At 73.8% G+C, this 23,705-nt stretch carries 20 protein-coding genes; 9 read left to right on the plus strand and 11 right to left on the minus strand.

The window, feature by feature from the left end:
* Nucleotides 1–53: 53 nt before the first annotated feature.
* A complete protein-coding gene (locus ACIQGQ_RS25705; protein ID WP_402399356.1) occupies nt 54–755 on the plus strand; it encodes a ribonuclease H in 702 nt (233 codons plus the stop codon).
* Nucleotides 756–829: 74 nt separating this feature from the next.
* On the plus strand, nt 830–1,555 hold the full coding sequence (locus ACIQGQ_RS25710; RefSeq protein ID WP_402399359.1) for a CDP-alcohol phosphatidyltransferase family protein: 726 nt from the start codon (nt 830–832) through the stop codon (nt 1,553–1,555).
* Here ACIQGQ_RS25710 and ACIQGQ_RS25715 read toward each other — a convergent pair.
* The gene (locus tag ACIQGQ_RS25715) at nt 1,530–1,970 is read right to left on the minus strand and encodes an adenylyltransferase/cytidyltransferase family protein (RefSeq protein ID WP_352277892.1); all 441 of its coding nucleotides are present in this window, start codon (nt 1,968–1,970) and stop codon (nt 1,530–1,532) included. The genes ACIQGQ_RS25710 and ACIQGQ_RS25715 overlap by 26 nt on opposite strands.
* Before the next feature lie 212 nt (nt 1,971–2,182).
* On the opposite strand from ACIQGQ_RS25715, the gene ACIQGQ_RS25720 reads away from it, so the two are divergent.
* The 3 genes from ACIQGQ_RS25720 to ACIQGQ_RS25730 are packed head-to-tail and all read left to right on the plus strand — an operon-like array spanning nt 2,183 to nt 6,377.
* Nucleotides 2,183–3,448 (plus strand): glycosyltransferase, encoded by a 1,266-nt coding sequence (locus tag ACIQGQ_RS25720; RefSeq protein ID WP_402399361.1) that lies wholly within the window; start codon nt 2,183–2,185, stop codon nt 3,446–3,448.
* Nucleotides 3,445–5,121 (plus strand): lipopolysaccharide biosynthesis protein, encoded by a 1,677-nt coding sequence (locus tag ACIQGQ_RS25725; RefSeq protein ID WP_402399364.1) that lies wholly within the window; start codon nt 3,445–3,447, stop codon nt 5,119–5,121. Before ACIQGQ_RS25720 ends, ACIQGQ_RS25725 begins: the two co-directional genes overlap by 4 nt.
* Nucleotides 5,118–6,377, plus strand: a complete 1,260-nt coding sequence (locus tag ACIQGQ_RS25730; protein WP_402399367.1) for a hypothetical protein — start codon at nt 5,118–5,120, stop codon at nt 6,375–6,377. The genes ACIQGQ_RS25725 and ACIQGQ_RS25730 overlap by 4 nt, the downstream gene beginning before the upstream one ends.
* Here the strand turns inward: ACIQGQ_RS25730 and ACIQGQ_RS25735 are convergent.
* Entirely contained in the window at nt 6,283–7,803 is a 1,521-nt protein-coding gene (locus ACIQGQ_RS25735) for a hypothetical protein (RefSeq protein WP_402399370.1), read from the minus strand. The two genes, ACIQGQ_RS25730 and ACIQGQ_RS25735, sit on opposite strands and share 95 nt — an antisense overlap.
* Nucleotides 7,804–7,949: 146 nt before the next feature.
* Between ACIQGQ_RS25735 and ACIQGQ_RS25740 the strand changes: the two genes are divergently transcribed.
* Nucleotides 7,950–9,140, plus strand: a complete 1,191-nt coding sequence (locus ACIQGQ_RS25740; protein WP_402399373.1) for a glycosyltransferase — start codon at nt 7,950–7,952, stop codon at nt 9,138–9,140.
* On the opposite strand, the gene ACIQGQ_RS25745 is transcribed toward ACIQGQ_RS25740, so the two are convergent.
* The 4 genes from ACIQGQ_RS25745 to gmd all read right to left on the minus strand — a co-directional run bounded on the left by ACIQGQ_RS25745 (nt 9,112) and on the right by gmd (nt 13,985).
* Nucleotides 9,112–9,939 (minus strand): glycosyltransferase family 2 protein, encoded by an 828-nt coding sequence (locus ACIQGQ_RS25745; protein ID WP_402399376.1) that lies wholly within the window; start codon nt 9,937–9,939, stop codon nt 9,112–9,114. The genes ACIQGQ_RS25740 and ACIQGQ_RS25745 overlap by 29 nt on opposite strands.
* Entirely contained in the window at nt 9,936–10,634 is a 699-nt protein-coding gene (locus ACIQGQ_RS25750) for a hypothetical protein (RefSeq protein WP_402399379.1), read from the minus strand. The genes ACIQGQ_RS25745 and ACIQGQ_RS25750 overlap by 4 nt, the downstream gene beginning before the upstream one ends.
* Complete coding sequence (locus tag ACIQGQ_RS25755) at nt 10,631–12,889, minus strand: LamG-like jellyroll fold domain-containing protein (RefSeq protein ID WP_402399382.1); 2,259 nt, start codon at nt 12,887–12,889, stop codon at nt 10,631–10,633. The genes ACIQGQ_RS25750 and ACIQGQ_RS25755 overlap by 4 nt, the downstream gene beginning before the upstream one ends.
* Before the next feature lie 82 nt (nt 12,890–12,971).
* Entirely contained in the window at nt 12,972–13,985 is a 1,014-nt protein-coding gene (gene gmd / locus ACIQGQ_RS25760; protein WP_402399705.1) for a GDP-mannose 4,6-dehydratase, read from the minus strand.
* Between the two features lie 129 nt (nt 13,986–14,114).
* Between gmd and ACIQGQ_RS25765 the strand changes: the two genes are divergently transcribed.
* Nucleotides 14,115–15,098, plus strand: coding sequence for a GDP-L-fucose synthase family protein (locus tag ACIQGQ_RS25765; RefSeq protein ID WP_402399385.1), 984 nt, complete (start codon nt 14,115–14,117; stop codon nt 15,096–15,098).
* 57 nt (nt 15,099–15,155) lie between these two features.
* Here the strand turns inward: ACIQGQ_RS25765 and ACIQGQ_RS25770 are convergent, their stop codons facing one another.
* Together ACIQGQ_RS25770 and ACIQGQ_RS25775 are read right to left on the minus strand one after the other, a co-directional pair.
* Nucleotides 15,156–16,529, minus strand: a complete 1,374-nt coding sequence (locus ACIQGQ_RS25770; RefSeq protein ID WP_402399388.1) for an exopolysaccharide biosynthesis polyprenyl glycosylphosphotransferase — start codon at nt 16,527–16,529, stop codon at nt 15,156–15,158.
* A 643-nt stretch (nt 16,530–17,172) separates the two neighbouring features.
* Entirely contained in the window at nt 17,173–18,666 is a 1,494-nt protein-coding gene (locus ACIQGQ_RS25775) for a SulP family inorganic anion transporter (RefSeq protein ID WP_402399391.1), read from the minus strand.
* A 401-nt stretch (nt 18,667–19,067) separates the two neighbouring features.
* Between ACIQGQ_RS25775 and ACIQGQ_RS25780 the strand changes: the two genes are divergently transcribed.
* Nucleotides 19,068–19,502 (plus strand): MerR family transcriptional regulator, encoded by a 435-nt coding sequence (locus tag ACIQGQ_RS25780; RefSeq protein WP_402399394.1) that lies wholly within the window; start codon nt 19,068–19,070, stop codon nt 19,500–19,502.
* Between the two features lie 13 nt (nt 19,503–19,515).
* Here the strand turns inward: ACIQGQ_RS25780 and ACIQGQ_RS25785 are convergent, their stop codons facing one another.
* Together ACIQGQ_RS25785 and ACIQGQ_RS25790 are read right to left on the minus strand one after the other, a co-directional pair.
* Nucleotides 19,516–20,511 carry an MASE1 domain-containing protein gene (locus ACIQGQ_RS25785; protein ID WP_402399397.1) on the minus strand — a complete coding sequence of 332 codons (996 nt, stop codon included), beginning with the start codon at nt 20,509–20,511 and terminating at the stop codon, nt 19,516–19,518.
* 66 nt (nt 20,512–20,577) lie between these two features.
* The gene (locus ACIQGQ_RS25790) at nt 20,578–21,435 is read right to left on the minus strand and encodes a PP2C family protein-serine/threonine phosphatase (protein WP_402399401.1); all 858 of its coding nucleotides are present in this window, start codon (nt 21,433–21,435) and stop codon (nt 20,578–20,580) included.
* Nucleotides 21,436–21,648: 213 nt separating this feature from the next.
* Here ACIQGQ_RS25790 and ACIQGQ_RS25795 point away from each other — a divergent pair, with 213 nt between their 5' ends.
* Entirely contained in the window at nt 21,649–21,948 is a 300-nt protein-coding gene (locus ACIQGQ_RS25795; RefSeq protein WP_402399404.1) for a dsRBD fold-containing protein, read from the plus strand.
* Nucleotides 21,949–21,990: 42 nt separating this feature from the next.
* On the opposite strand, the gene ACIQGQ_RS25800 is transcribed toward ACIQGQ_RS25795, so the two are convergent.
* Nucleotides 21,991–23,694, minus strand: a complete 1,704-nt coding sequence (locus tag ACIQGQ_RS25800; protein ID WP_402399407.1) for an acyl-CoA dehydrogenase family protein — start codon at nt 23,692–23,694, stop codon at nt 21,991–21,993.
* Nucleotides 23,695–23,705 lie beyond the last annotated feature (11 nt).

Here is a 23,705-nt window from a genome sequence, read left to right on the forward strand (position 1 = left end):
GGGGCAAGGCCGCCGCGGCACGCACCCACCCCGCGCGCTGGCATGATCAGGGCATGAACGAGAGCATCATCGCCGCCTGCGACGGCGCGTCCAAGGGCAATCCGGGACCCGCGGCCTGGGCCTGGGTGGTGGCCGACGCGCAGGGGCGGCCCGAGCGCTGGGAAGCCGGGCCGCTGGGCACCGCCACCAACAACGTCGCCGAGCTCACCGCCCTGTACGAGCTGCTGGCGGCCACCGACCCTGCCGTGCCGCTCGAAGTGCGGATGGACTCGCAGTACGCGATGAACGCGGTGACGAAATGGCTGCCGGGCTGGAAGCGCAACGGCTGGAAGACCTCGGCGGGCAAGCCGGTCGCCAACCGCGAGCTGGTCACCGGCATCGACGAGCGGCTGACCGGCCGGACCGTGCGGTTCACCTACGTCCCCGCCCACCAGGTCGACGGCGACCCGCTCAACGCCATCGCCGACCAGGCGGCCAGCGAGGCCGCCGTCGCCCAGTGCCCGGCCGGCACCGCGCACGGCGCCACCGAGCCCCCGGCGCCCGCCCCCGCCCGGGCCACCGGCAGCCGGAGCACCGGCGCCTCCTCCGGGAGCGGGAAGCGGCCGGGCGGGTCCCGCCCGGCCCGGTCCGGCGGCACCATCCGGGCCAAGTTCGCGGGCCGCTGCCGGTGCGGCCGGCCCTACGCCGCCCAGGAGATGATCGCCAAGAACTCCGAGGGCTGGGGCCACCCGGAGTGCCGCACCGCCTCCGCCTGATCCGGCCGACGGGCGGCGCCCGGCCCGGCCCGCGTGCCATGATGCGGACCGGGGAGCGGCACGCTGGGGGGCGGATGCGAAGCACGGGCACGGTTCTGCGTGAGCTGCGCGGCGCCCAGAAGACGGCCAGAGGGGTGTCGCTGTACTCGCGGTACGTGAACCGGCCCGCCGGCCGGCTGTTCGCCGCCGCCGCGTACCGCATCGGTCTGACGCCCAACCAAGTCACGCTGGCCAGCGCGGCGTTCACCTTCTCCGGGATCGCCGCGGTGGCGCTGGTCCGGCCCTCGGCCGGGCTCGCGCTCCTGGTCTACGCCGCCCTGGCCGTCGGCTTCGCCCTCGACTCCGCCGACGGGCAGCTGGCCCGGCTCACCGGCCGGGGCGGCCCGGACGGCGAGTGGCTGGACCATGTGGTGGACTGCGCCAAGATGATCCTGGTCCACACCGCCGTGCTGATCTCCTTCCAGCGGTACGGCGGGGTGCCCGGCACGGGCTGGCTGCTGCTGCCGCTGGGCTTCCTGTTCACCGCCGTGCTGACCTTCTGCGCCGGTCTGCTGCGCGAACAGCTGGGCCGGGCGGCCGTCCGGCCGGGCACCGGCGCCGCAGCCCCGGCCTCCCGGCTGCGGGCGCTCGCCCTGCTGCCCGCCGACTACGGGGTATTCTGCCTGGTGTTCCTGCTGCTCGGCGACCGCGACGCGTTCCGGACCGGCTACGCGGCCCTCGCCGCCGTGCACGCGCTGTTCCTGGTGCTGTTCCTCGTCAAGTGGTTCGGGGAACTCAGAGCGCTCCGGACTGACGGCTGACGATCACCTCCAGCGCGCGGCGCAACTGGGTGCTGGAGGTGTGCACGGTGTACGGGAAGTAGACGACCTCCACACCCACCGCCGCCAGGTCGCGTTCCAGCCGTTCTCCGCGCTCCGTGCCCCGCCAGTCGTCCCCCTTGAAGAGGACGTCGAACCGCACCTGCTGCCAGGTCTCCACCTTGTCCGGCACCGTCTCCACGAACGCCGCGTCCACGTAGCGCACGCTGCGCACGATCTCCAGGCGCTCCGGCAGCGGTATCACCGGCCGGTGCCCCTTGGCGCGTTCGGCCATCTCGTCGGAGACGACTCCGGCCACGAGGTAGTCGCACTGACCGCGGGCGTGCCGCAGGATGTTGAGGTGCCCCACATGGAACAGGTCGTAGACCCCCGGCGCGTAGCCGACCCTGTGCACCATCCGTTCTCTCCCCCCACGGTGGGCGCGACGCCCCGGCCCCGCACGCGGGGTGTCCGGACATGCCGTCCGGTGCGGTGGGATGTCGGCATCGGTGCTGATGGTCCAACGACCTTACTGTGAAGACCAGTTGCGCATCTCGTGAACGGATAAGCTCGCTTTTGGGACCGTTCCCCGCGGGGAACACGGAGGGTCCCGGGGGGAAGGCGAGCGCCATGACCGATGCCCAGCTTCACCGACCGTTCGACGGCCGCACCCTGCTGCTCGTCTCGACGAACTACGCGCCGGAGCTGACCGGCATCGGCCCCTACGCCGCCCAGCTCGCCGAGCACTGGGCCGCGGCCGGGGCCGACACCCACGTACTGGCCGGAATGCCGCACTACCCGTCCTGGCGGACCGATCCCGGGTACCGGGGGGTGCGGCGGGTCACCGAGGAGCGCGCCGGGGTCACCGTGCACCGGCGCCGGCACTACGTCCCGCCGCGTCAGAGCGCCCTGCGCCGGGCCCTGTTCGAGGCGACCGTGCTCGGCCACGGAGTCCTGTCGCCGCCGGACGCGCCCCCGCCGGACGCGGTGGTCGCCCAGATCCCCAGCCTCGCCGGAGGCGTGCTCGGCGCCCGGCTGGCCGCCCGGCACCGGGCCCCCTACATCCCCGTCGTACAGGACCTGATGGGCGCCGCCGCCGCGCAGAGCGGCATCCGGGGCGGAGGCAGGGCGGCGGTCCTGGCCTCGGCCGCCGAACGCCGCGCGCTGCGCTCCGCCACCCTGGTCGGCGTCATCCACGAGAGCTTCGTGCCCCGCGTCGCCGCGTACGGAGTGGACCCGGGCCGCATCCGCACCGTGCCCAACTGGTCGCACGTACGGACGCCTTCGGCCGGCCGGGCCGCGACCCGGGCGCGCCTGGGCTGGGACGAGGGCACCCCGGTCGTGCTGCACTGCGGCAACATGGGGCTCAAACAGGGGCTGGAGGTACTGGTCGACGCCGCCCGGCTGGCCCCCGGGATACACGTGGTGCTCATGGGCGACGGCAACCAGCGCGAGACGCTGCGCGGGCGCGCGGCGGGCCTGCGCAACCTCGACTTCCTGCCCCCCGCAGCCGAGGACGAGTTCACCGACGTCCTGGCCGCCGCCGACGTGCTCGTGGTGACCCAGCGGGCCTCCGTCCTCGACATGAGCGTCCCCTCCAAGCTCACCTCCTACTTCGTCTCGGGCCGCCCCGTGGTGGCCTCGGTCGCCGAGGGCGGCGGCACCGCCCAGGAGGTCCACCGCTCCGGAGCCGGTCTCCTGGTCGCCCCCGAGGACCCGGCGGCCCTCCTCTCGGCGGTCCGCAACCTCGTCGAGTCACCGGCCAGGGCCGACGCCCTCGGGGCCAACGGACCGCAGTACGTCGCACGCCATCTGGGCCGGGAGGCGGGCCTGGCCCGCTTCGACGCCCTGCTCACCGAGGTCCTCGCGGACGCGCAAGGGAGACCACGCCGATGAACCAGCCGAACACCGCCCTGGAGGACCAGGACGAACCGGCGCTGCTGCGGGACCAGTTCCGCCAACTGCTGCGCTACCGGACCCTGCTCGTCTCCGGAGTGGTCGCCGGTCTCCTCGGCGGCGGCTGGCTCGCCCTCGGCGGGGAGGACACCTACACCTCCACCGGCGAGGTCGTCGTACGCTCCGCCGCCTCGGACCCCTTCGCCGCCGGCGCCTCCGCCGACAAGGGCATCAACATCGGCTCGGAACGGCAGACCGCCGTCAGCGACACCGTGGGCACCCTGGCCGCCGCCAACCTGGCCCGGCAGGGCGACCGGGTGGAGGTGGAGCCCCTGCTGTCCGGCCTCCAGGTCACCAACCCGCCCAACACCCTGGCGCTGCGCTTCGCCTACACCGGCCGCACCCCCGCTCTCGCCCAGCGGCGCGCCCAGGCCCTGGCCGCCGCCTACCTGGAGATCCGCCAGCAGCGCACCGAGAACAGCATCGCCAACATGGTCGAGGGCTACCAGGCCCAGCTCGCCCCGCTCACCACCCAGCGCGACCAGCTGACGCAACAGACCGGCGGAAGCGGCGACGTGACCAGCGCACGCGCCAACCTCGTCGTCTCGATCTCCGAACTCTCCCGGAAGATCTCCGAGCTGCGCGCCCTGGACACCACACCGGGCTATCTGACGAAGAAACCCGCCACCCCGACCGGACCCAGCGGCCCCTCCCTGCCGCTGCTGCTCGGACTCGGCGGCGTCGTCGGCATCGCGCTCGGGCTGCTGCTGTCCTGGGTGCGGCTGGTCTTCGACCCGGCCGTACGCTCCACCCGGGAACTGGTCCGCTCGCTCGGCGCGCCCCTGCTCGGCACCCTGCCCAGGGAGCGCTCCGCGACCGGATCGCCCCTGGCCATCGGCCGCGGCGGCAGCCGGCTCGCCGAGGAGTACCGCGCGGTGGCCTTCCGGCTCGCCTACGACCCATCCTTCGACCGGCGCCGCAGACTCCTGGTCACCGCCCCGCGCGGGGACGGCGCCGCCGCGTCCGCCGCCGCGGCCAACCTGGCCGCCGCCTTCGCCGAGATGGGCCGCGACGTCGTCCTGGTCGAGGCGGATCTGCGCACCCCCGCGCTGGCCGCGAACCTCGGCCCCGCCGCCCAGGGCGTCCCCCCGCGCGGCATCAACCGGGGCGAGTGGTCCTGGCCCGCCGAGAGCCGGATGAACGTGGACGTGCCGGGCTCGGGCGCCTTCACCCTGATCGCGGGCCGCCGCACCGACAACGTGCCGCGCGCCCTGACCTCGGCCCTGGTCGGCCGCATCCTCGCCGAGGGCGACCGGCCCGGCGCCGTCGTCATCGTGCTGGCCCCGCCCGTCCTGGCCTACGCCGACGCCGTCGCGCTGCTCGACCGGGTGGAGGGCGTCGTGGTGGTCTGCGACCAGCGCGAGGTGCACCGCGGCGACCTGGAACGCATCCGCGAGATCATCGCCGGGGCGGGCGGCTCGGTGCTCGGCGCCCTTCTCCACCCCGGCCTCGGCCGCCCCGAACGCCGGGCCCGCAGCCGCGCCGTCGGACACCGGGCGGGCGGCGGACGGCCGGACCGGAAGGGCGGACCGGACGGCCACCCGGCGGACACCGGCGACCCCACCCAGACCCTGGGCCTGCGCCCCTTCGACTCCACCGCCGGACACAGATGAGGGCACGGACCGCGATCGTCTGCTCGGTCGTGGACCAGGGGGTGGCCGCCCTCACCAACATCCTGGTGCTGGTGAGCGCCGCCCGGATCTCCACCACGGCCGACTTCGCCCGTTTCTCGGCGGTCTACCTGGTCTTCACGGTCCTCCTCGGCGTCTCCGGCGCCCACACCGGCCAGCCGCTGGTGCTGCGGCGCGGCGACGGTCCGGAGGTGCGCGGCGCCTGCCGGTCGGCGGTCGCCTTCACCCTGCTCGCGGCGGCGGCGCTCGGTGCCCCGCTGGCCGGGATCTGCCTGCTGCTGCCCGGGGCCGCCCCGGCCGCCCTGGCCGCCCTGGGGGCCGTACTCCCCGTCGTCCTGGGGCAGGACGTCCTGCGGTACGCCTTCGCCACCCTGCACCGGCCGCACCTCGCGCTCGCCGGTGACACCCTGCGGCTGCTCTGCGTACTGGGCGCCCTCGCCGGACAGCCGCACGGAGCCTCCGCCGCCCGGCTGGTGACCGTCTGGGGGCTGGCCACCCTGCCCGCCCTGCTGCTGTCGGCCGCGCTGCTCCACCGGGGGACGGCGGGGGCGCCGCCGCGGATCGGGGAGCCGCTGCGCCGGGGCCGGCTGGGGCGGCGCTTCGTCGTGGAGTTCGGGGTGGGCAACGCCACCGCCCAGCTCTCCGTGCTCGGGCTCGGCGCCGTCGGCGACCCGCTGGTGGTCGGCGCCCTGCGCGGGGCGACCACCCTCTTCGGCCCGCTGAACGTGCTCTACGCCTCGGCCACCGGCTTCGGTCCGCCCCTGCTCGGCCGCCTCGCCGACGACCGGCGCCGGATACGGGCCGCGGCCCTGCTCGCGGCCGTCCTCGCGGCCACCGCCGCCGCCTGGGCCGCCGTACTGGCCCTGCTGCCCGGACCGGCCGGCCGCCGGCTGCTCGGCGACACCTGGCCCGTCGCGGCCGCCCTGCTCCCGGCGACCGGCAGCCAGTACGCGGCGATGGCCGTCGGCACCTGCGGGCTGCTGGCCCTGCGGGTCCTCGACCCGCGCACCACCCTCGCCGTCCAGGTGGTCTTCTCGCTCACCGCCGTCGCCCTGCTCACCGGCGGGTACCTGCTCGGCGGGGTGCCGGGCGCCGCCTGGGGGCTCTGCCTGGGCTCGGTCTGCAAGGCGCTGGCCACCTGGATCAGGGTGGTCCGGACCGGGCGCCGGACCGCGGCCGGACCGCCGTCCCCCGACGCGGACGCCCGTCCCGTCCGCCCGGAGTCCGCAGGCTCATGACCAGCAGCAGGCACAGGGCCGCCACCGCGGGTTTCCCCGCCGCCTGCAACAACGGGCCGCGCAGCAGGATGAAGGCGTACCCGGCGACGAACGGCACCGCCACCGCGAGGACACCGCCGGGCCCCGGCCCCGCCCGCGAGACGGCCCGCGCGTACCGCCGGTCGGTCCGGGCGGCGGCGTACCCGATCAGCGCGAACGCGCCGGCCATGCCCGGCGCCCCGAAGTCCACCCAGATCTCGGCCCACAACGGCGCCGACAGGTTGGTCATGGTCATCCCCATCCACTGACCGACCCGCACCCCGGTGTCCTCCGGCTTTTCCTCCCACACCGAACGGGGCACGAAGAACAGCGCGGAGCCCGCCAGTTGACGCCCGTAGCCGTGGCCCCGGCCGTCCACCCAGGTGATGGCGTTGGCGAACATCACCGTCTGGTCGTAGTCCTTGGCGGCCAGCGGCTCGAACACCGACGACGACTCCACCGGCCGGTACCCGGCGCTGTCGTAGCGGAACCGGTCCGCGTACGGGAACAGCACCAGCGCCCCCACCACCCCCACGGCCAGCACCGAACGGTACATCGCCGCACTGCTCGGGAACGCGGTGAACAGCAGCGAGACCAGCACCGTCAGGAACCAGTAACGGGCGTTGGAGAACGGGTTGTTGACGACGACGTTGAGCGCCACGAGCCCGGCCCAGACCAGCACCGTCGACGGGGAACGCCGGGCCCGCCGCGAGGTCACCAGACGGCGGGTGAAGAACAGCAGCGCGAGCAGCGCCGGCACCGTGCCGAAGCCCTTGAGGAAGGCCGACCCCACATTGGACTGCCCCGACACCACCCCGCTGGCCGCGACCGAGGCGCTGATCTCCTGACGGCTGCTGAAGAAGACCGCGGGCCCGCCGAGCTTCACGACGTAGTAGCCGCTCGCCGCGAACGCCAGCACCACCAGCACCCTCAGCCGCACCGGATGCGCCACGGCCGGACCGCGCCCCGGCCGTGGGACGGGCCGCTCGCGCAGGGGCCGCCGGGACGCCAGCAGCGCCCCCAGGTCGAAGGCCGCACAGCCCACCAGCACCAGCGCCACCGCCGTCACCAGGTCCGCGCGCGGCCCCACCAGCGGTGTGGGCGTCCGCCCGAGCACGAGCTGGGTGAAGGGCGCCACCCCCATCGCGATGTACACGAACATCCAGAAGACGCCCTGCAGCAGGCGCCGCCGGGTGGAGAGGATCATCGTCGCGAGCCGCGCCCCCGCGTAGCAGGTCAGCACGAGCTGGAGCCAGTACGCGGCGTCCCGCGCCCCGTCGCCCGGCTGCGCGGCTACCACCGCGGGCAGGAAGCAGACCAGGGCGAGGATGAGGGGTATCGCCAGGGCACGCGAGAGCATCGCCCACGACATGGGCTTCGCCGGTGGCGCCGCCTCCCGCGCGGACATCGTCTGCTCCCCGTCTCCCCGGACCGGAGGGTCCGCGCACCGTGGAACCGCGCACCCATGAACCGTGAACACTCTAACGAACCAACCCACTTGGGGTGTTTGGACGACTAGTCTCGGGGCGTCGGCCGAGGGCTGGAGGGGGCCTGGTGAAGATCCTGCACATCGTCACACTGCACACCCCGGACCACGCGTTCGGCGGACCGACCAGGGTGGCGCTCAATCTGTCGAAGGCCCAGCGGGCCGCGGGCCACGACGCCAGGATCATGGCGCTCGCCGACGGATTCGACGGCCCGCCGCCCCGCACGGTCGAAGGCGTACCGGCCCACCTCTTCCCGGCCCGCCACCTGCTGCCCGCCTTCGAGGTCAGCGGCATCACCTCCGGAGCGCTGCTGCGCACCGCCCACCGGATGGCGCGCGGCGCCGACCTCGTCCACCTCCACCTGATGCGCGACCTGGTGACCCTCCCCGCCGGACTGCTCACCCTGGCCGCCGGCACGCCCCTGGTCGTCCAGACCCACGGCATGGTCGACCCCACCGGGAACCGGATCGCCCGGCTCACCGACCTGCTGGGCGTGCGCCGCGTCCTGCGCGGCGCCGACGTCGTACTGCACCTCACCGAGACCGAGCGCCGCGAGGTGGACGCCGTCGCCGCGCCGGTGCCGCCGGCCCGTACCGTACGGCTGGTCAACGGGGTGCGCCCGCAGCCGATCAAGCCCGCCCGGACCCCGGGGCGCCCGCCGACGGTCCTTTTCCTCGCCCGGGTGCAGCAGCGCAAGCGTCCCGAGGACTTCGTCGCCGCCATGCCCGAGGTCCTCGCCCGCCACCCAGACGCCCGCTTCGTGCTGGCCGGACCCGACACCGGAGCCCTGCCCGCCACCCTCGAACTCGCCCGACGGCTGGGCGTGGCGGGCTCGCTCGACCAGGTGGGGCCGCTCGGCCACGAGGAGGTCCTGGCGGCGGGGCGCGCGGCCGATGTGTACGTGCTGCCCTCGATCGAGGAGCCGCTCGGCGTCTCCGTCCTCGAAGCGATGTCGGTGGGCACCCCCGTGGTGATCACCCGCACCTGCGGGCTCGCCCCCGACGTGGCGCGCGCGGGCGCGGGCCGGGTGATCGACAGCCGGCCCGGCGAGGACGCGCGGAACGCGCACGAGGTCGCCGCGGCCGTCCTGGAGCTGCTCGAACCGGAGGCCAACGCCCGTGCCGGGAAGGCCGCGTGGGAGCTGGTCAACGCGGACTTCACCATCGACGCCGTCGCCGAGTCCCTCCGGCGGACCTACGAGGACGTGGTCCGCCGGAGGGGCGGCCGGGTCAGCGGGCGCGTCCCTCGCGGGACTTGAGCGCGATCTGCCAGCGGTAGAAGCTCATCGCCACCGCGAAGTCGAACCCCGCCCGCCCGTCGAGGAACCCCCGTCGGTAGACGTACATGTAGGCGAAGGACACCAGCGGCTTGAACGGCGCCCGGTGGAACAACTGCCCCTGGCGCGACTTCGCCCGGCGCACCTGCTCCTTGACCTCGGGGCGGTGCTCCAGCCACGCCTCCCAGTCCGAGTAGCGGTTGTGCCGCTCGAACCAGGCGGCGACCGGGTCGAGGTCCTGGTGCTCGATCGGATGGCGCAGCGCCCCGACCGCGTCGGCGACCGGCTGGTAGTGCCCCTCGACCTCGCCGATGCCCGGTGCGTCGAGATCCGCCACCTCCGGATACCGGCAGCGGGTCCGGTCGGTCAGCGACCGTTTGCGGATGGTGTAGCCGTGCCGCAGCCGCTTCCCCGCGAACCAGTAGCCGAGCGGGATGTCGTACGCGGCCGGCTTCGGCGTACCGGGGTCGGCGAAGATCCGGCGCAGTTCGGCCAGCAGACCGGGGCTGATCCGCTCGTCCCCGTCGAGCAGCAGGATCCAGTCCAGGTCCGTGCGGACATGGTCCAGGCACCACTGCTTCTTGCGCGGATGGCCGCCGTCCCAGGTGTACGTGACCACCTCGGCCCCGCACTCCTCGGCGATCTTCACCGTGTCGTCCGTGCTGTGCGAGTCCACGACGACGACCGCCTCGAAGTGGCCGAGCACCGAGTTGACCGCCTCGGCGATGTTGAGCCCCTCGTTCCTCGTGGGGATCGCCACGGCTATCGGAAGCTTCTTCATCCGAGGTCCCCTTCGGGCAGCCAGGCGTAGCAGCCTGTGGAGGTGAAGGCGCGGGCGTCGCGGCCCAGGGTGAGCACGGTCCGTTTCCCGTCGTCGGTCCCGCCCCCCTCGGTGAGCGGGGTGCCGTCGGCGCCGGTGATCTGCCAGGCGCAGCTCCCGGTGGGGGAGACGACCCGGTAGCGGCCCGGCCGCAGCCGTGCGCCCTGGTACGTTCCGTCCGCGTACCCCCGGGCCGCGTCCCGCAGCAGGTCGCGGCGCTGGGGGCAGAGGTGCTCGATCGCCGGCTCCGCGTCGGCGATCTCACCGGTCACGAGCGCGCCGACCGCCACGTCCCGGTCGGCCTTCACCAGGTAGCGCAGCCGGTCGCAGGTCTCCTGGCCGGTCTGGAGCACGGCCGCCGGGTCCATGCCCCGGGGCACCCGGTCGGTCAGGTACTCCTTCTGCTTCGCGGTGAACGAACCGGTGGCCGGGGTGAGCTGCTCGACCGGGATCCTCGGCGGTTCGGTGGTGCGCGGGGCCGGAGGGTCTCCGGGGTCCCCCGGGGCGGAGGAGGCGGACGGGGGCCGCGTCGCGCCGGTGCCGGCCGCCTCCGGCGCGCCGCCCGGGGACGGGGCCGGGGAAGGGGACGAGCCGCAGGCGGCCAGCGCCGCCGTCAGTACGACGACGGCGGCACCGGCCCGGAACGGACCCCTCATCCGCTGGTCCTCAGCGCGTAGTGGGCACTGATCTGCGCACTGGTCAGCGCGGTCGGGTAGACGGCGGTCTCATCGACCTGACCGGCGAAGAAGGTGCTGGACGGCTTGCTGGGCCAGCCGTTCAGGTTGTCCCCGCCGACCCGCCAGTAGCCGTCGTACTTCTCGTTGCCGGTGTACTGGGTGGTCGAGGCGCGCAGCACCCCGTCGACGTACAGCGCCATGCCGCCGGTGCCCTGGGTGGCGACGACGTGGTGCCAGGCGCCGTTGTTGTACGCGGCGGGGGTGGTGATGGTGCGGGCGCTGCCGCTCTTCACGCCGAAGACCAGCTTCCCGTCGTCGCGCATGTAGATGTGCTTGTCGTACTGGGTGCTGTTCTGCATGGTCAGATTGCTGAAGCCGACGATCCGCCCGCCCTTGGTGGTCGTGGTCCGGAACCAGGTCTCCACGGAGAACTTGGTGGGCTGCGGGTGGCGCTTGTTGCTGTAGACGTACTGGCTGGTCCCGTTGAGGCCGAGTGCCGTGGAGGGGCCCGCGACGGCGGCCGGGACCGACTGCCGGGTGGGGGAGTTGCGGGCGAAACCGTTGTCGCGCCCGGCGCCGGTGTCGCCGACGAACGTCGAGGGGTCGTCGTACCGCCAGTACAGCGAGGCGCCGTCGGAGAGGACCCTGGCCGGGTACTTCGCGGCGGCGGACGCCACGGTCGCGGAGACGGCGGGCGACTTGGCGCTGGTGTTGGTGCCGTCGCTCGCGGTGATCCGGTACGTGTGGGTCTCGCCCGGTGCCACGTCCGTGTCGGTCCACCTCAGCTGCGGCCGGTCCCAGAACACCGAGTACCCGGTCGTGGTGTACACCGGGGTGGTCCCGCCGTCCCGGTAGATCCGGTAGGTGAGGGTGCCGTCGTCGGTGTCGTAACTGGCCTGCCAGTTCACCTCCACCTTGCCCGCGGCGACCGTGGAGACGCCGACGTTCGGCACCCAGGGCGCCCCGGTGTCCGGGCCGTCGGCGAACCGGGTCAGCCCCTGCTGGGCGGTGCCGTTGACAGTGGTGAACTCGCCGCCCACCCAGAGGTAGTGGTGACCGTCCTTGTCCGCCTGGGCCATCACCCTCGGCCCGACCGGCTCGCCGATGCCGTCGTTGGTGTCCGGGAACCAGGGCAGCAGCTTGGGATCGGTCACCGACTGGGCCAGCAGATGCTTGCGCGGCTGGTTGGGGAACTCGCCCATGGTGGCGCAGTCATGGGCGTGGGACCCGCTGTACAGGACGCCCTTGTGCACCAGGACGGCCTGGGTCGCGCCGAGGCAGGTGTCCCGCCAGCGCTGAGCGAAGGTGCTCAGGTCCAGGGCGATCCGCCCGTCGAACACACCGCCCCCGGTGCCCTCGTTGGCGGTGTAGAAACCGGTGGCGTCCGTCGCCAGGTCCTTCACCACGGAGGCGTCGGGGATGAACCCGGCCGGATAGCTCTTGGCCACCGCCCCGGTCGTCGCGTCGACGACCGCCAGCGCGTGCGACGTGGTGCCGTTGACGGTGAAGAAGTCGCCGCCGAGCAGCACGTGCTTGCCGTCCGGGGTGAGCTCGACCGCACGGCCCACCTCGTCGGTGTTCGCCTTCCACGGCTTCAGCGCGGCCGCCGTGGTGACCGCGGCGAACTTGTTCCTGGTCTGCCCGGCCACCGAGTTGAAGTCGCCGCCGAGATAGACGGTGTCGGCGGTGACGGTCAGCGCCCGCACCGTCGCGGAGACGGCGAGCTTGAAGTCCTGGCGCGGGGTGCAGGTGGCGGTGTCGATCGCGGCGATGTTGCTGACCCCCACCCCGCTCACCGACCCGAACTGCCCGCCGACGTAGAGGGTCTTCTGGTCCGGCGAGAGCGCCAGGGCACGCACGGTGGCCGTCCCGGACGACAGGGTGAACGAGAGCTGGCAGCCGGTCGGTTCGCCCGTCGCGGCGTCGAAGGCGGCGAAGTTCAACGCCGGTTGCTCCGAGGTCCCGGCCGCCGCGCCGGGCGGGCGGACGGTGGAGAAGGTCCCCCCGGTGTAGACGACCCCGTCGGACGTACCGGCCATGGCCCAGACGATGCCGTTGGTCTGCCAGGTGGACAGATCGTCCGCCGTCAGCGCGACCGGCGCGGTGAGGGCCGAGGCGGGGGAGGTCACCGACGCCGCGGTGGACAGGGCCCCGGCGAGCAGGGCGAGCGCCGCGGCCGCGGCACGCAGCCGGCCGGGCCCGGAGCGTCTGCGCCCCGTGGTTGCGTTCATCATTCGGCTCCGATGGTGAGGGCGAGCGGCGACCGGGCGGCCGCCGTCGGTAAGGGGCGCACAGCGGCGCCAGGGCCGCGAGGTCTCATCGGTCCACCCGCACGGACGCTCCGGCGAGCTGGTCGGACAACTGCCGGACGTCCGCCTCGACCATGATCCTGGCGAGCTCCCGGGACCGCACCACCGGTTTCCAGCCGAGCAGTTCCTCGGCCTTGGCGGCGTCCCCGATCAGGGCGTCCACTTCACTGGGACGTTCGTACTTGGCGTCGTGGCGGACGTGCTCGCGCCAGTCGAGCCCCGCGTGCGCGAAGGCGTACTCCAGGAACCGCCGGACGCTGACGCCCTCGCCGGTGGCGACCACGTAGTCGTCCGGGGTGTCGCGCTGGAGCATCCGCCACATCGCCTCGACGTACTCGGGGGCGTACCCCCAGTCGCGGACCGCGTCGAGATTGCCCAGGTGGAGATGGGTCTGCAGGCCCGCCTTGATCCTGGCCACCCCCCGGGTGATCTTCCGGGTCACGAAGGTCTCGCCGCGGCGCGGGGACTCGTGGTTGAAGAGGATCCCGTTGACCGCGAACATCCCGTACGCCTCGCGGTAGTTGACGGTGGACCAGTACGAGTAGACCTTCGCGACGCTGTACGGGCTGCGCGGATGGAACGGGGTCCGCTCGTTCTGCGGCGGCGGGTTGGCGCCGAACATCTCGGACGACGACGCCTGGTAGACCCGGGTGTCGATCCCGCTGGCCCGGACCGCCTCCAGCAGCCGCACGGTACCGAGCCCGGTCACGTCCCCCGTGTACAGCGGGGCGTCGAACGAGACGCGGACGTGCGACTGCGCGCCCAGGTTGTAGACCTCGTCCGGCCGGATGTCGCGCAGCAGATTGACCAGCGCGACCCCGTCGGCGAGGTCGGCGTGGTGCAGCAGGAACGAGCGGTTCTCCTCCTCGGGCCCCTGGTAGATGTGGTCTATCCGCTCGGTGTTGAAGCTCGACGAGCGTCTGATCAGCCCATGGACCGTGTACCCCTTGTCGAGCAGCAGCTCGGCCAGGTACGAGCCGTCCTGGCCGGTCACGCCGGTGATGAGCGCGGTCTTCGCCACCATTCCCCCTTCTCCGGTCACCTCGATGACCGTTGTCTCCGCACCGAATGCTTTCCGCCGAGATAGCCGAATCGGGCGATCCCCGGCAAGACGTCATCACCGACCGCGCCGGCTGGCAGAATCCGGCGCATGACGACCGATCTCCCCGGCCGCCCCCGGGAATCCGCCCGTCCGCTGCTGCGATCCGGTGCGCGCGTCTTCGTCGCCGGGCACCGCGGCCTGGTCGGCTCGGCGGTGGTCCGCCGCCTGACCGCCGAGGGGTATGAAGTGCTCACCCGGGACCGGGACCGGCTGGATCTGCGCGACGGCGAACGGACCGGGGAGTTCCTCCGGGCCGTCCGGCCGGACGCCGTGGTGCTGGCCGCCGCCCGGGTCGGCGGGATCATGGCCAACAGCACGTACCCCGTGCAGTTCATCGAGGACAACCTGCGCATCCAGCTGAGCGTGATCGCCGGGGCGCACGCGGCCGGGACCGAGCGGCTCCTCTTCCTCGGCTCCTCGTGCATCTACCCCCGGCTCGCCCCGCAGCCGATCCCCGAAAGCGCGCTGCTCACCGGCGCGTTGGAACCGACGAACGAGCCGTACGCGATCGCCAAGATCGCCGGGATCACGCAGATCCGCTCCTACCGCAGGCAGTACGGCGCCTCCTACATCAGCGCCATGCCCACCAATCTCTACGGGCCCGGCGACACCTTCGACCTGGCGACCTCGCACGTACTGCCCGCACTGATCCGCCGGTTCCACGAGGCCCGCCTCGGCGGCGCGCCGGAGGTCGTGCTCTGGGGGTCGGGGAGCCCGCGCCGGGAGTTCCTGCACGTCGACGACCTGGCCGCCGCCTGCCTGCTGCTGCTGGAGCGGTACGACGGCGATGAACCGGTCAACATCGGCTGCGGAAGCGACCTGACCATCCGCGAACTCGCCGCTCTCGTCCAGGATGTGACTGGATTTCAGGGGAGGGTCGGCTGGGACGCGGACAAGCCGGACGGCACCCCGCGCAAGCTGCTCGACGTCTCCCGCCTGACCTCCCTCGGCTTCGCGCCGCGGATCGCGCTGCGCGACGGGATCGCCGGGACCTACGCGTGGTGGCTGGAACAGGACGCCGACAAGGGGTGAGTGTCCGGGCGCGCCGTCCCGGGGCGCGTGGGCTCCTCGCATCGTCCGCCGCCGCCCTCAGTACGCCCCGCGGCCGTCGGCGACGGCGCGCAGCGTGCGGGCCATGAGCCCCATGTCCGTGGCCACCGACCAGTTGTCGACGTACCAGAGATCGAGGGAGACCGTCTCCTGCCAGGACAGGTCGGAGCGGCCGCTGACCTGCCAGAGGCCGGTCAGCCCCGGCCGCACCGCGAGGCGGCGCAGCTCGCGCTCGTCGTAGCGGGACACCTCGTCCGGCAGCGGGGGCCGGGGGCCGACCAGCGACATCTCGCCGCGGACCACGTTGAGCAGCTGGGGCAGCTCGTCGAGCGAGGTGCGGCGCAGCAGGCGGCCGACGGCGGTGACCCGGGGGTCGCGGCGCATCTTGAACATCGGACCGTCGGTCTCGTTCTCGGCGGCCAGGCACGGCTTGCGGCTCTCGGCGTCGAGGACCATGGTGCGGAACTTCCACATGGTGAAGGGCCGGTTGTTCCGGCCCTGGCGGATCTGGCGGTGGAAGACCGGACCGGTGGAGCCGAGCCGGACCGCCGCCCCGATCAGCACCAGCAACGGAGCCAGGGCCAGCAGGCCGAGGGCGGCGCCCAGACGGTCCACCACCGCCTTCACGACCGGCTGCGGACCCCGGCGCAGCGGCGGCGCGATGTGCAGCAGGGTGAGCCCGGCCGCCTCGGCGGGCCGGACGCGGGCGGGCGCGAGGCCGGAGAGCCCCGGCAGGACGGACAACGGGAGCCCGCCGTCGTGCAGCCCCCACGAGAGCCGGGTCAGCCGCTCCTCGGAGAGCTGGGGGCCGGGGACCACCAGGGCCAGGTCCGCGTCCTGGGCGAAGGCCCCGCCCAGCACGGTCGACACGTCGTCGTCGGCGGGCCGCGGGGCGAGGCGGCCCGGCACCGGCACCCCGCACTCCAACGGCGCGCCCCCCACCGGCACCGCGGCCACGATCCGGTACGGATGGTCGGTCCGGGACGCGAGCACCCGGACCGCCCGGTCCACCCCCGGCGCTTCGCCGACCACCAGCACCCGCCGCACCGGGCCGTGCCGGTGTCCGGGCCGGGGCAGCCGCCGCAGGGACTGCGCCGCGACGGAGGCGGGCAGGGCGGGCAGTACGGCCAGGACCGCCGTCCCGGGATCGACCGGATCGCCGGTCAGTCCGCGCAGTACGGCGAGCAGGCCCATGAGCAGCAGCCAGTCACCGGCCGAGGCCAGGACACCCGCGGCCCCGTCCGGCGGGCGGTCGGCGTACCGGCCGCGTAACGCCCGCAGCCCGGACCAGAGCAGCGCCGCCGAGGCCGCGGAGACGGCGAGCGGCGCGGACGGCAGCCCCGCGGCGCGCAGCACCAGCCACGCGGGTATCCCCAGTCCGAAGAGCTCGGCGCCGAGGAGGACCGTCGGCATGCCGGGTATGTGCTCGGGCGCCGACGCCCCCTGGGGGGCCGGGCCGGTCCTGCGACGGGGCCCGGCCGGTGTCCGCCGCCGGGGGTCGGGGCCGGTGCCCCGGGGCAGGTCCGGCAGCGGGTGCGGGCGCCGCACCCCGGGGGCTCTTGTCCGGATCACGCCGGGCTGATCCGAACGAAGCACCCAGGCGGGTCCCGGCCGGGTCGACCTGTCCGCATCGGGTAGCTCGGCGTACCCCATGAACCCCCCAGTCGCCGTCGCAACGTCGTGAACAGGGCGCATCCGTCGATCTCATGGTCCGACGGACGCGCCCGCGCTCGCTGCACGATATCCACACGTGTGGCTTTTCGCTGGAGTTCTCGTGAAGTTCAGACATGCGTACTGGCTCGGTTCTCGTCCCGTTCCGTGCCGGATCGATCGGTCTGTGGCCGAGTGCGGCATTTGAAGTACGCCCGAATGCGGAGGTGTGTGGACATCCGTACCGGTCGGCCGCTCGGGGCGCCCACCCAGGTTGGTCCGCCCGGGGGTGCCGCCGGGAGACCTTCCCCGGCCAACAAACGAGCGAACAGCCGTACGGTGACGGCCGTTGGCCGGAAAGCTTCGGTGCGGTGGTGCGCCGGACCGGCCGGGGGCGGCGCGGGGGTCAGTGGCCGCCGGTGAGCCTGGCGTGGAGGTCTGCGCTCGGGTCGTTCAGGCCGGTGATCTCCACGGTCTTGCCGCGCTGGGCGTACTTGGCCTCGATCGCGTCCAGGGTGGCCACGGAGGAGGCGTCCCAGACGTGGGCGGCCGACAGGTCGATGACGACCTTCTCCGGGTCGCCGGCGTAGTCGAACCGGCCGACGAGGTCGTTGGAGGAGGCGAAGAACAGTTCCCCGGTGACCCGGTAGACCGCCGTGCGGCCGTCGGGGTCGGTGACGGCGGTGATCCCGGCGAGGTGGGCGACGCGCCTGGCGAAGACGGCCATGGAGGTGAGGGAGCCGACGACGACGCCGATGGCGAGGTTGCCGGTGGCGACCACCACGGTCACGGTGATGGCCATGACGGCGGTCTCGCCGGCGGGCATCCGCTTCAGCGTCCTGGGGGCGACGGAGTGCCAGTCGAACGTCGCGAAGGCCACCATGACCATGACGGCGACGAGGGCGGCCATGGGAATGTCGGAGACGACGGGGCCGAAGGCGACGCACAGCACCATCAGGAAGACGCCGGCCAGGAAGGTCGAGACGCGGGTACGGGCACCGGAGACCTTCACGTTGATCATCGTCTGGCCGATCATGGCGCAGCCGCCCATGCCGCCGAAGAATCCGGTGACGATGTTGGCGACGCCCTGGCCGATCGACTCGCGGGTTTTGGAGGAGCGGGTGTCGGTGATGTCGTCGACGAGCTTCGCCGTCATCAGCGATTCCATCAGGCCGACCAGTGCCATCGCGAACGCGTACGGGGCGATCGTCGTCAGGGTGTCGAGGGTGAACGGCACGTCCGGCAGCCCCGGTACGGGCAGCGAGGACGGCAGCGCGCCCTTGTCGCCCACGGTCGGCACCGCGATCCCGGCCCCGACCGTGATGACGGTCAGGACGACGATCGAGACGAGCGGGGCGGGGACCACCCTGGTGACCTTCGGGAAGAACACCATCAGGGCCAGGCCGCCGATGACCAGCGGGTACACCGCCCAGGGCACGTCGTGCATCTCGGGCACCTGCGCCATGAAGATCAGGATCGCGAGGGCGTTGACGAAGCCGACCATCACGCTGCGCGGCACGAACCGCATCAGCTTCGCCACCCCGAGCGCGCCCAGGACCACCTGGAAGACGCCTGCGAGGATGACGGCGGCGAAGAGGTGGCCCAGGCCGTGCTCCCGGTTCAGGGGAGCGATCACGAGGGCGACGGCGCCGGTGGCGGCGGAGATCATCCCCCGGCGTCCGCCGACGACCGAGATGACCACGGCCATGGTGAAGGAGGCGAACAGGCCGATCGCCGGGTCGACCCCGGCGATGATCGAGAACGATATCGCCTCGGGGATCAGCGCGAGGCCGACGACCAGACCGGCCAGGACCTCGGTGCGCCACACCCCGGGGTCGTTCAGCCAGTCGGGCTTGAGGCCGCGCAGCCATGTGCCGGGGGTCGCAGCAGCAGAAGACAAGGGGATGCGTACCTGTCGTGCTCGGGCACACCGGGGACGGGCCGGGGCGTGCGGGGAGGGGGCGCGGGAGGCCGGCCGGCATCCCGTGGGCGGCCCGGGGCGGGCCGGTGAGTCGTTGGCAGGCGCGAGCCGGGGGCCCGGGGCGGTGCCCGGGCCGGCGGACTACGTCCGGGGGCGAAGGGTCACGGCGGGCAGGCGGCGGCGATCGGCGTCATGGGCTCGAGCACGCTCTCTCCTGCAAGAATCGGAACTTCGCCGGGGGCGCCATCGGCCCCGGAACGGCAGTGGCCGGGCGGTCGGACCGCCCTTGCCTTCAGCAACTCTACCCTAACGTTAGGGTAGAGATCGGTGGGGCCGTGCGGGACGCGGCCCGCCGCGACGGGGAGGACCAGGGAGACGGCGTGGACGACAGGCACATGCAGATCGGCGAGGTTGCCGCGCGGACGGAGCTGTCCCTGCGCACCATCCGGCACTACGAGGAGACCGGCCTGGTCATTCCCTCCGCCCGGTCCCAGGGCGGCTTCCGTCTCTACACCGAGACGGACGTCGCCCGGCTCATGGTGATCCGCCGGATGAAGCCCCTGGGCTTCACGCTGGAGCAGATGCGCGACCTGCTGGACGCCACCGACCGCCTGGACGGCGGCGACGCCCTCGACGACGGCGAGCGCGAGGCGCTGCTGGAGCGCGTGCGGACCTACCGGCAGACCGCCACCGAGCAGGTGGAGAAGCTGCGCGTCCAGCTGGCCCGCGCCGAGGACTTCGCCGCCACCCTGGGGGCCCGCCTGGAGCGGAACGCTCCGGCCGCGGGGGAGCAGGTGCGTCCGGAACGGCGGTGACGGGACGCGCGGCTCAGCGGCGGTCGAGCCCGTCCTCGGACCGGGACGGCCAGGCCGCCGCGGTCCGTCCGGGCGCCAGCTGATCGACCACTTCGGCCAGTTCCTCGCAGGCGCGTTCGATGCGGTGGCGGACGTTGCTCTGCTCGGTCACCACCGCCGCGAGGAGCAGCGCGGTCAGGGCCACGCAGCCGTTGAACACCGCGAGGCTGACCATCACATGGACGATCGCCAGCCCCTCGAACGGGCCCGCCCCCTCCGTACCGGCGGCCGCGGCCAGCGCCGACACCAGCAGGGCGCAGGGCGCGCTGCCCGCCAGCTGGAAGCGGAGCGCGGCCCAGACGATCAGCGGGAACACCAGGTAGATCATGGACAGCGAGCTGCGGGTGGCCACCAGCGAGACCACCACGGAGACGACCGCCAGCGCACTCGCCTCGCCCCACCGGTCACCGGCCCGCGGCAGCCGGGCCCTGCGCAGCACGAGCAGCAGCGGGGTGACCACGAGCACCCCCATCGCGTCCCCCGACCACCAGGCCGCCCAGACCGGCCAGAATCCGCTCTGCGGCAGCTTGCCGTCGACCAGCAGCATGCCCGCGCCCACGGTCGCGCTCACCGTCATCCCGGCCAGCGCGCCGAGGAAGACCAGCACGACCCCGTCGCGCAGCCGGTCCAGCTCGCTGCGGAATCCGGCCCTGCGCAGCATCAGGTACGAGCAGAGCGGGGCCGCGGTGTTGCCCGCCACGACGACGAAGGTGGACGGGGTGACCGACCCGCTGAGCGTGGCGACGACGAGCAGCGAGCCGAGCGCGACACCCGGCCAGACCCCCGGCCCCAGGAGGACCAGGGCGCCCAGCGCGATACCGGTCGGCGGCCAGAGCGGGGTGACGACCGCCCCGTGGACGGAGACCTGCTCGATGAGGCCGAGCCCGCCGGCCGCGTAGTAGGCGGCGGCGACCGCCAGGACACGCAGGACGGCCGCGGCCGTCCGCCCGGTTCTCTCGCTGCGGATCACGCGTCACATCAGACACCGGCCCGGACGGGCGGAGGCTGTGTGACACGCCTGGGGGCGCCGGGGCGGTCAGGCCGCGCGGGACACGGCCGCCCGGCGGCCCGTGCCGGGCGCGGCGCCGTGGCGCACCACGAGCACGGCGGCGTCGTCCCGGTGCCCGGTCTGCCCGGCCGCCCGCAGCACCGTGTCGGCCAGCTCCCCGGCGCCGGAGCCGGCCCCCGCCCGCACCAGCCGGGTCACCGCTTCGAGGCCCTGGTCGATCGGGAACGAGGGACCTTCCACCACCCCGTCCGTGACCAGCACGAACGCGCCCGGATCGGTCAGCCGCCGCCGGGTGACCGGATACCGCTCGCCCGCCCGGATGCCGAGCGGCAGCCCGCCCTCGTCGCTGGTCACACCGGACCGGCCGTCGGTGGTGGCCCACACCGCGGCGACATGGCCGGCCCGCGCGCTGTACAGCTCCCGCGACTCCGGGTCGAGCCGGACGAACGTACAGGTGGCGAAGAGCCCAGAGCCCGCCGAGACCAGCAGGTCGTTGGTCCGGGCCACCACCTCGCCGGGGTCCGTGGCCGTCGCGGAGATCGCCCGCATCGCGATCCGCACCTGGCCCATGAAGGCGGCGGCCTCGACGTCGTGGCCCTGGACGTCCCCGATGGCGAAGGCCAGTGCCCCGTCCGGCAGCACGAACCCGTCGTACCAGTCGCCGCCGATGTCGAGACCGCTGCGCGCCGGTGTGTACCGGGCGGCGGTCTGGAGCCCGGGGCGGGCGGGCAGCGTGGCGGGGAGCATGTCGCGCTGGAGGACCTCGGCCAGCTCCAGCCGCGCCCGGTGCAGCTCCACCTCGCGGCGGGCCCGGGAGGTCAGCTGCTGCAGGGTGGTGAGCAGCTCGTCGGAGCTCGCCGAACGGGGAGGCCGACGCCGGTTCATGGGCCGCTCCGCACCGCGCCCGTCCGTGCGGCGCACTCCGGGGCCGGTCGGCGCCCGCCCTCGGTGGACATCGTCATCCCGCATCCTATTTCGGCGGTGCCGTCCCCGCAGGGCGAGCGGGAACGCGCGGACCCGCCCGGCCGGGTGGATCCTGGGGACAGGACCGCGTCGAGGCGGCGCGACGCGACCGGGCGCGGTCGCAGGAGGTGTGCGATGACCCGCACGCAGGAGTGGCGGCTCCGTCTCGGCCTGACCGAGGACGACGGCACGACCCGGGCGGAGGCGGTCCTGGACACCGGTGCCGGGAAGGTCACCGGGCGCGGGGTGGCCCACTGCAACCCGCAGGACGTGGACGTGCCCGCCATCGGCGACGACCTCGCGGCCGGCCGGGCCATGAAGGACGTCGCCGCCCAGCTGATGAGAGCCGCCGACAAGGAGCTGGAGACCGTGGGCGGCGACCCCCCGACCGGCCCGGTGCCCCCGCCGTACGCCTGGCCCGACGCCACGGCCTGAGCCCGGGCCCGGGAACACCGCCCCGGGCCCGTCGGCGGCGGCTCAGCCCTCCGCGCCGAAGTGCCGCTCCACGATCGCGGCGGTGCCGGTCCCGCGCGGCAGGACACCGTACTGGTGGCCGCGGTCCTCGCCCAGGCGGGCGGCGACGAACGCCTCGGCCGACGCCGAGGGCGCGTGGCGGAGCATCAGCGAGGCCTGGAGGGCCAGCGCCATGCCCTCCACCGAGGCACGCGCCCGCAACTGCGCCGCGACCGGGTCCCTCAGGTTCTCGGCGAGCTCCCGCCGCACCCGGCCGACGTGCGCGTCCAGCACGGAACTGGCACCGGCCGTGGTCTCCAGCTCGGCCCAGAACGCGTCCAGCGCCTGCGGGGTCCGCCCGATGCCGCGCAGCACGTCGAGCGCGATGACGTTGCCCGACCCCTCCCACACCGCCATCACCGGCTGCTCGCGGTAGCGCCGGGCCAGCGGCCAGTCCTCGGTGTAGCCGTTGCCGCCCAGGCACTCCAGCGCCTCGTAGGCGTGGTGCGGGCCGCGCTTGCAGATCCAGTACTTGGACACGGCGGTGGCCAGCCGCCGGAACAGCTCCTCGGACTCCCCGGCGCCGCTCTCGTACGCGTGCGCCAGCCGCAGCGAGGTCCAGGTCGCCGCCTCCGTCTCCAGCGCCAGATCGGCCAGGACCGCCGCCATGGCCGGCTGGTCGGCGAGCCGGGCGCCGAAGGCGCTGCGGTGCCGGGCGTGCCAGATCGCCTCCGAGACCGACTGCCGCATGCCCGCGGTGGTACCGAGCACGCAGTCCAGCCGGGTGTGGTTGACCATCTCGATGATGGTCGCCACGCCCCGGCCCGGCTCACCGGTCCGCACCGCCCAGGTGCCGTCGAACTCCACCTCCGAGGAGGCGTTCGACTTGTTGCCGAGCTTGTTCTTCAGCCGCTGGACGCGGATGGTGTTGCGGGTGCCGTCGGGCAGCACGCGCGGCACCAGGAAGCAGGTCAGCCCGGCCTCCGCCTGGGCCAGCACCAGGAAGGCGTCCGACTGCGGGGCGGAGAAGAACCACTTGTGGCCGGTCAGCAGATGGGCCCGGCCCTCGGGGTCGGAGGCCACCGGGACGGCCCGGGTGGTGTTGGCGCGTACGTCGGAACCGCCCTGCTTCTCCGTCATCCCCATGCCGAAGATCAGCCCGGTCTTCTCGGCCGGGGCGATCGTACGGGGGTCGTAGGAACGGCTCAGCAGGCCCGGCAGCCACTCGCGCCCCACGTCCGGGTCGCGCTGGAGGACCGGGACCACGGCGTGCGACATGGACATCGGGCAGGCGTGGCCGGGCTCGATCTGCGCGAAGAGCATGAAGGACGCCGCCCGTGCCACCGCCGCCCCGGGCTTCGGGTCGGCCCAGCCCGAGGTGTGCGTGCCGTGCGCCACGGCCGCGCCGATGATCTCGTGGTACGCGGGGTGGAACGCGATCTCGTCGATCCGGTTGCCGTACCGGTCGTGGGTGTGCAGGACGGGCGGCGAGGTGTGGGCCAGCTCCGTGGCGTCCTGGAAGTCCCCGGAGCCGACCAGGGTGCCGATCGTGTGCAGGCGAGGCTCGTGCCAGGCGGCGCCGAAGGTCCGGATGGCCTCGGTGAGCGGCGCGTTGGTGCCGTACTCGTCGAGATCCCTGCGGGGCGGTGCCTGGTTGGTGACCTCGTGGGTGGGGTGCGGTGCGGGGGCCCCGGAGTGCGGGCCGGTCCGGTGCTCGGTGACGGTCATGGCGGTGCTCC

The sequence above is a fragment of the Streptomyces sp. NPDC092952 genome (assembly GCF_044754785.1).
In the GTDB taxonomy this organism is placed as follows: domain Bacteria; phylum Actinomycetota; class Actinomycetes; order Streptomycetales; family Streptomycetaceae; genus Streptomyces.

Coding starts and splice junctions, on each gene's coding strand:
- ACIQGQ_RS25715 (WP_352277892.1), bottom strand. CDS start 1,970: ATGGTGCACAGGGTCGGCTACGCGCCGGGGGTCTACGACCTGTTCCAT.
- ACIQGQ_RS25710 (WP_402399359.1), top strand. CDS start 830: ATGCGAAGCACGGGCACGGTTCTGCGTGAGCTGCGCGGCGCCCAGAAG.
- ACIQGQ_RS25730 (WP_402399367.1), top strand. CDS start 5,118: ATGAGGGCACGGACCGCGATCGTCTGCTCGGTCGTGGACCAGGGGGTG.
- ACIQGQ_RS25720 (WP_402399361.1), top strand. CDS start 2,183: ATGACCGATGCCCAGCTTCACCGACCGTTCGACGGCCGCACCCTGCTG.
- ACIQGQ_RS25765 (WP_402399385.1), top strand. CDS start 14,115: ATGACGACCGATCTCCCCGGCCGCCCCCGGGAATCCGCCCGTCCGCTG.
- ACIQGQ_RS25735 (WP_402399370.1), bottom strand. CDS start 7,803: ATGTCCGCGCGGGAGGCGGCGCCACCGGCGAAGCCCATGTCGTGGGCG.
- ACIQGQ_RS25795 (WP_402399404.1), top strand. CDS start 21,649: ATGACCCGCACGCAGGAGTGGCGGCTCCGTCTCGGCCTGACCGAGGAC.
- ACIQGQ_RS25755 (WP_402399382.1), bottom strand. CDS start 12,889: ATGATGAACGCAACCACGGGGCGCAGACGCTCCGGGCCCGGCCGGCTG.
- ACIQGQ_RS25750 (WP_402399379.1), bottom strand. CDS start 10,634: ATGAGGGGTCCGTTCCGGGCCGGTGCCGCCGTCGTCGTACTGACGGCG.
- ACIQGQ_RS25770 (WP_402399388.1), bottom strand. CDS start 16,529: ATGCCGACGGTCCTCCTCGGCGCCGAGCTCTTCGGACTGGGGATACCC.
- ACIQGQ_RS25800 (WP_402399407.1), bottom strand. CDS start 23,694: ATGACCGTCACCGAGCACCGGACCGGCCCGCACTCCGGGGCCCCCGCA.
- ACIQGQ_RS25725 (WP_402399364.1), top strand. CDS start 3,445: ATGAACCAGCCGAACACCGCCCTGGAGGACCAGGACGAACCGGCGCTG.
- ACIQGQ_RS25705 (WP_402399356.1), top strand. CDS start 54: ATGAACGAGAGCATCATCGCCGCCTGCGACGGCGCGTCCAAGGGCAAT.
- ACIQGQ_RS25790 (WP_402399401.1), bottom strand. CDS start 21,435: ATGAACCGGCGTCGGCCTCCCCGTTCGGCGAGCTCCGACGAGCTGCTC.
- ACIQGQ_RS25745 (WP_402399376.1), bottom strand. CDS start 9,939: ATGAAGAAGCTTCCGATAGCCGTGGCGATCCCCACGAGGAACGAGGGG.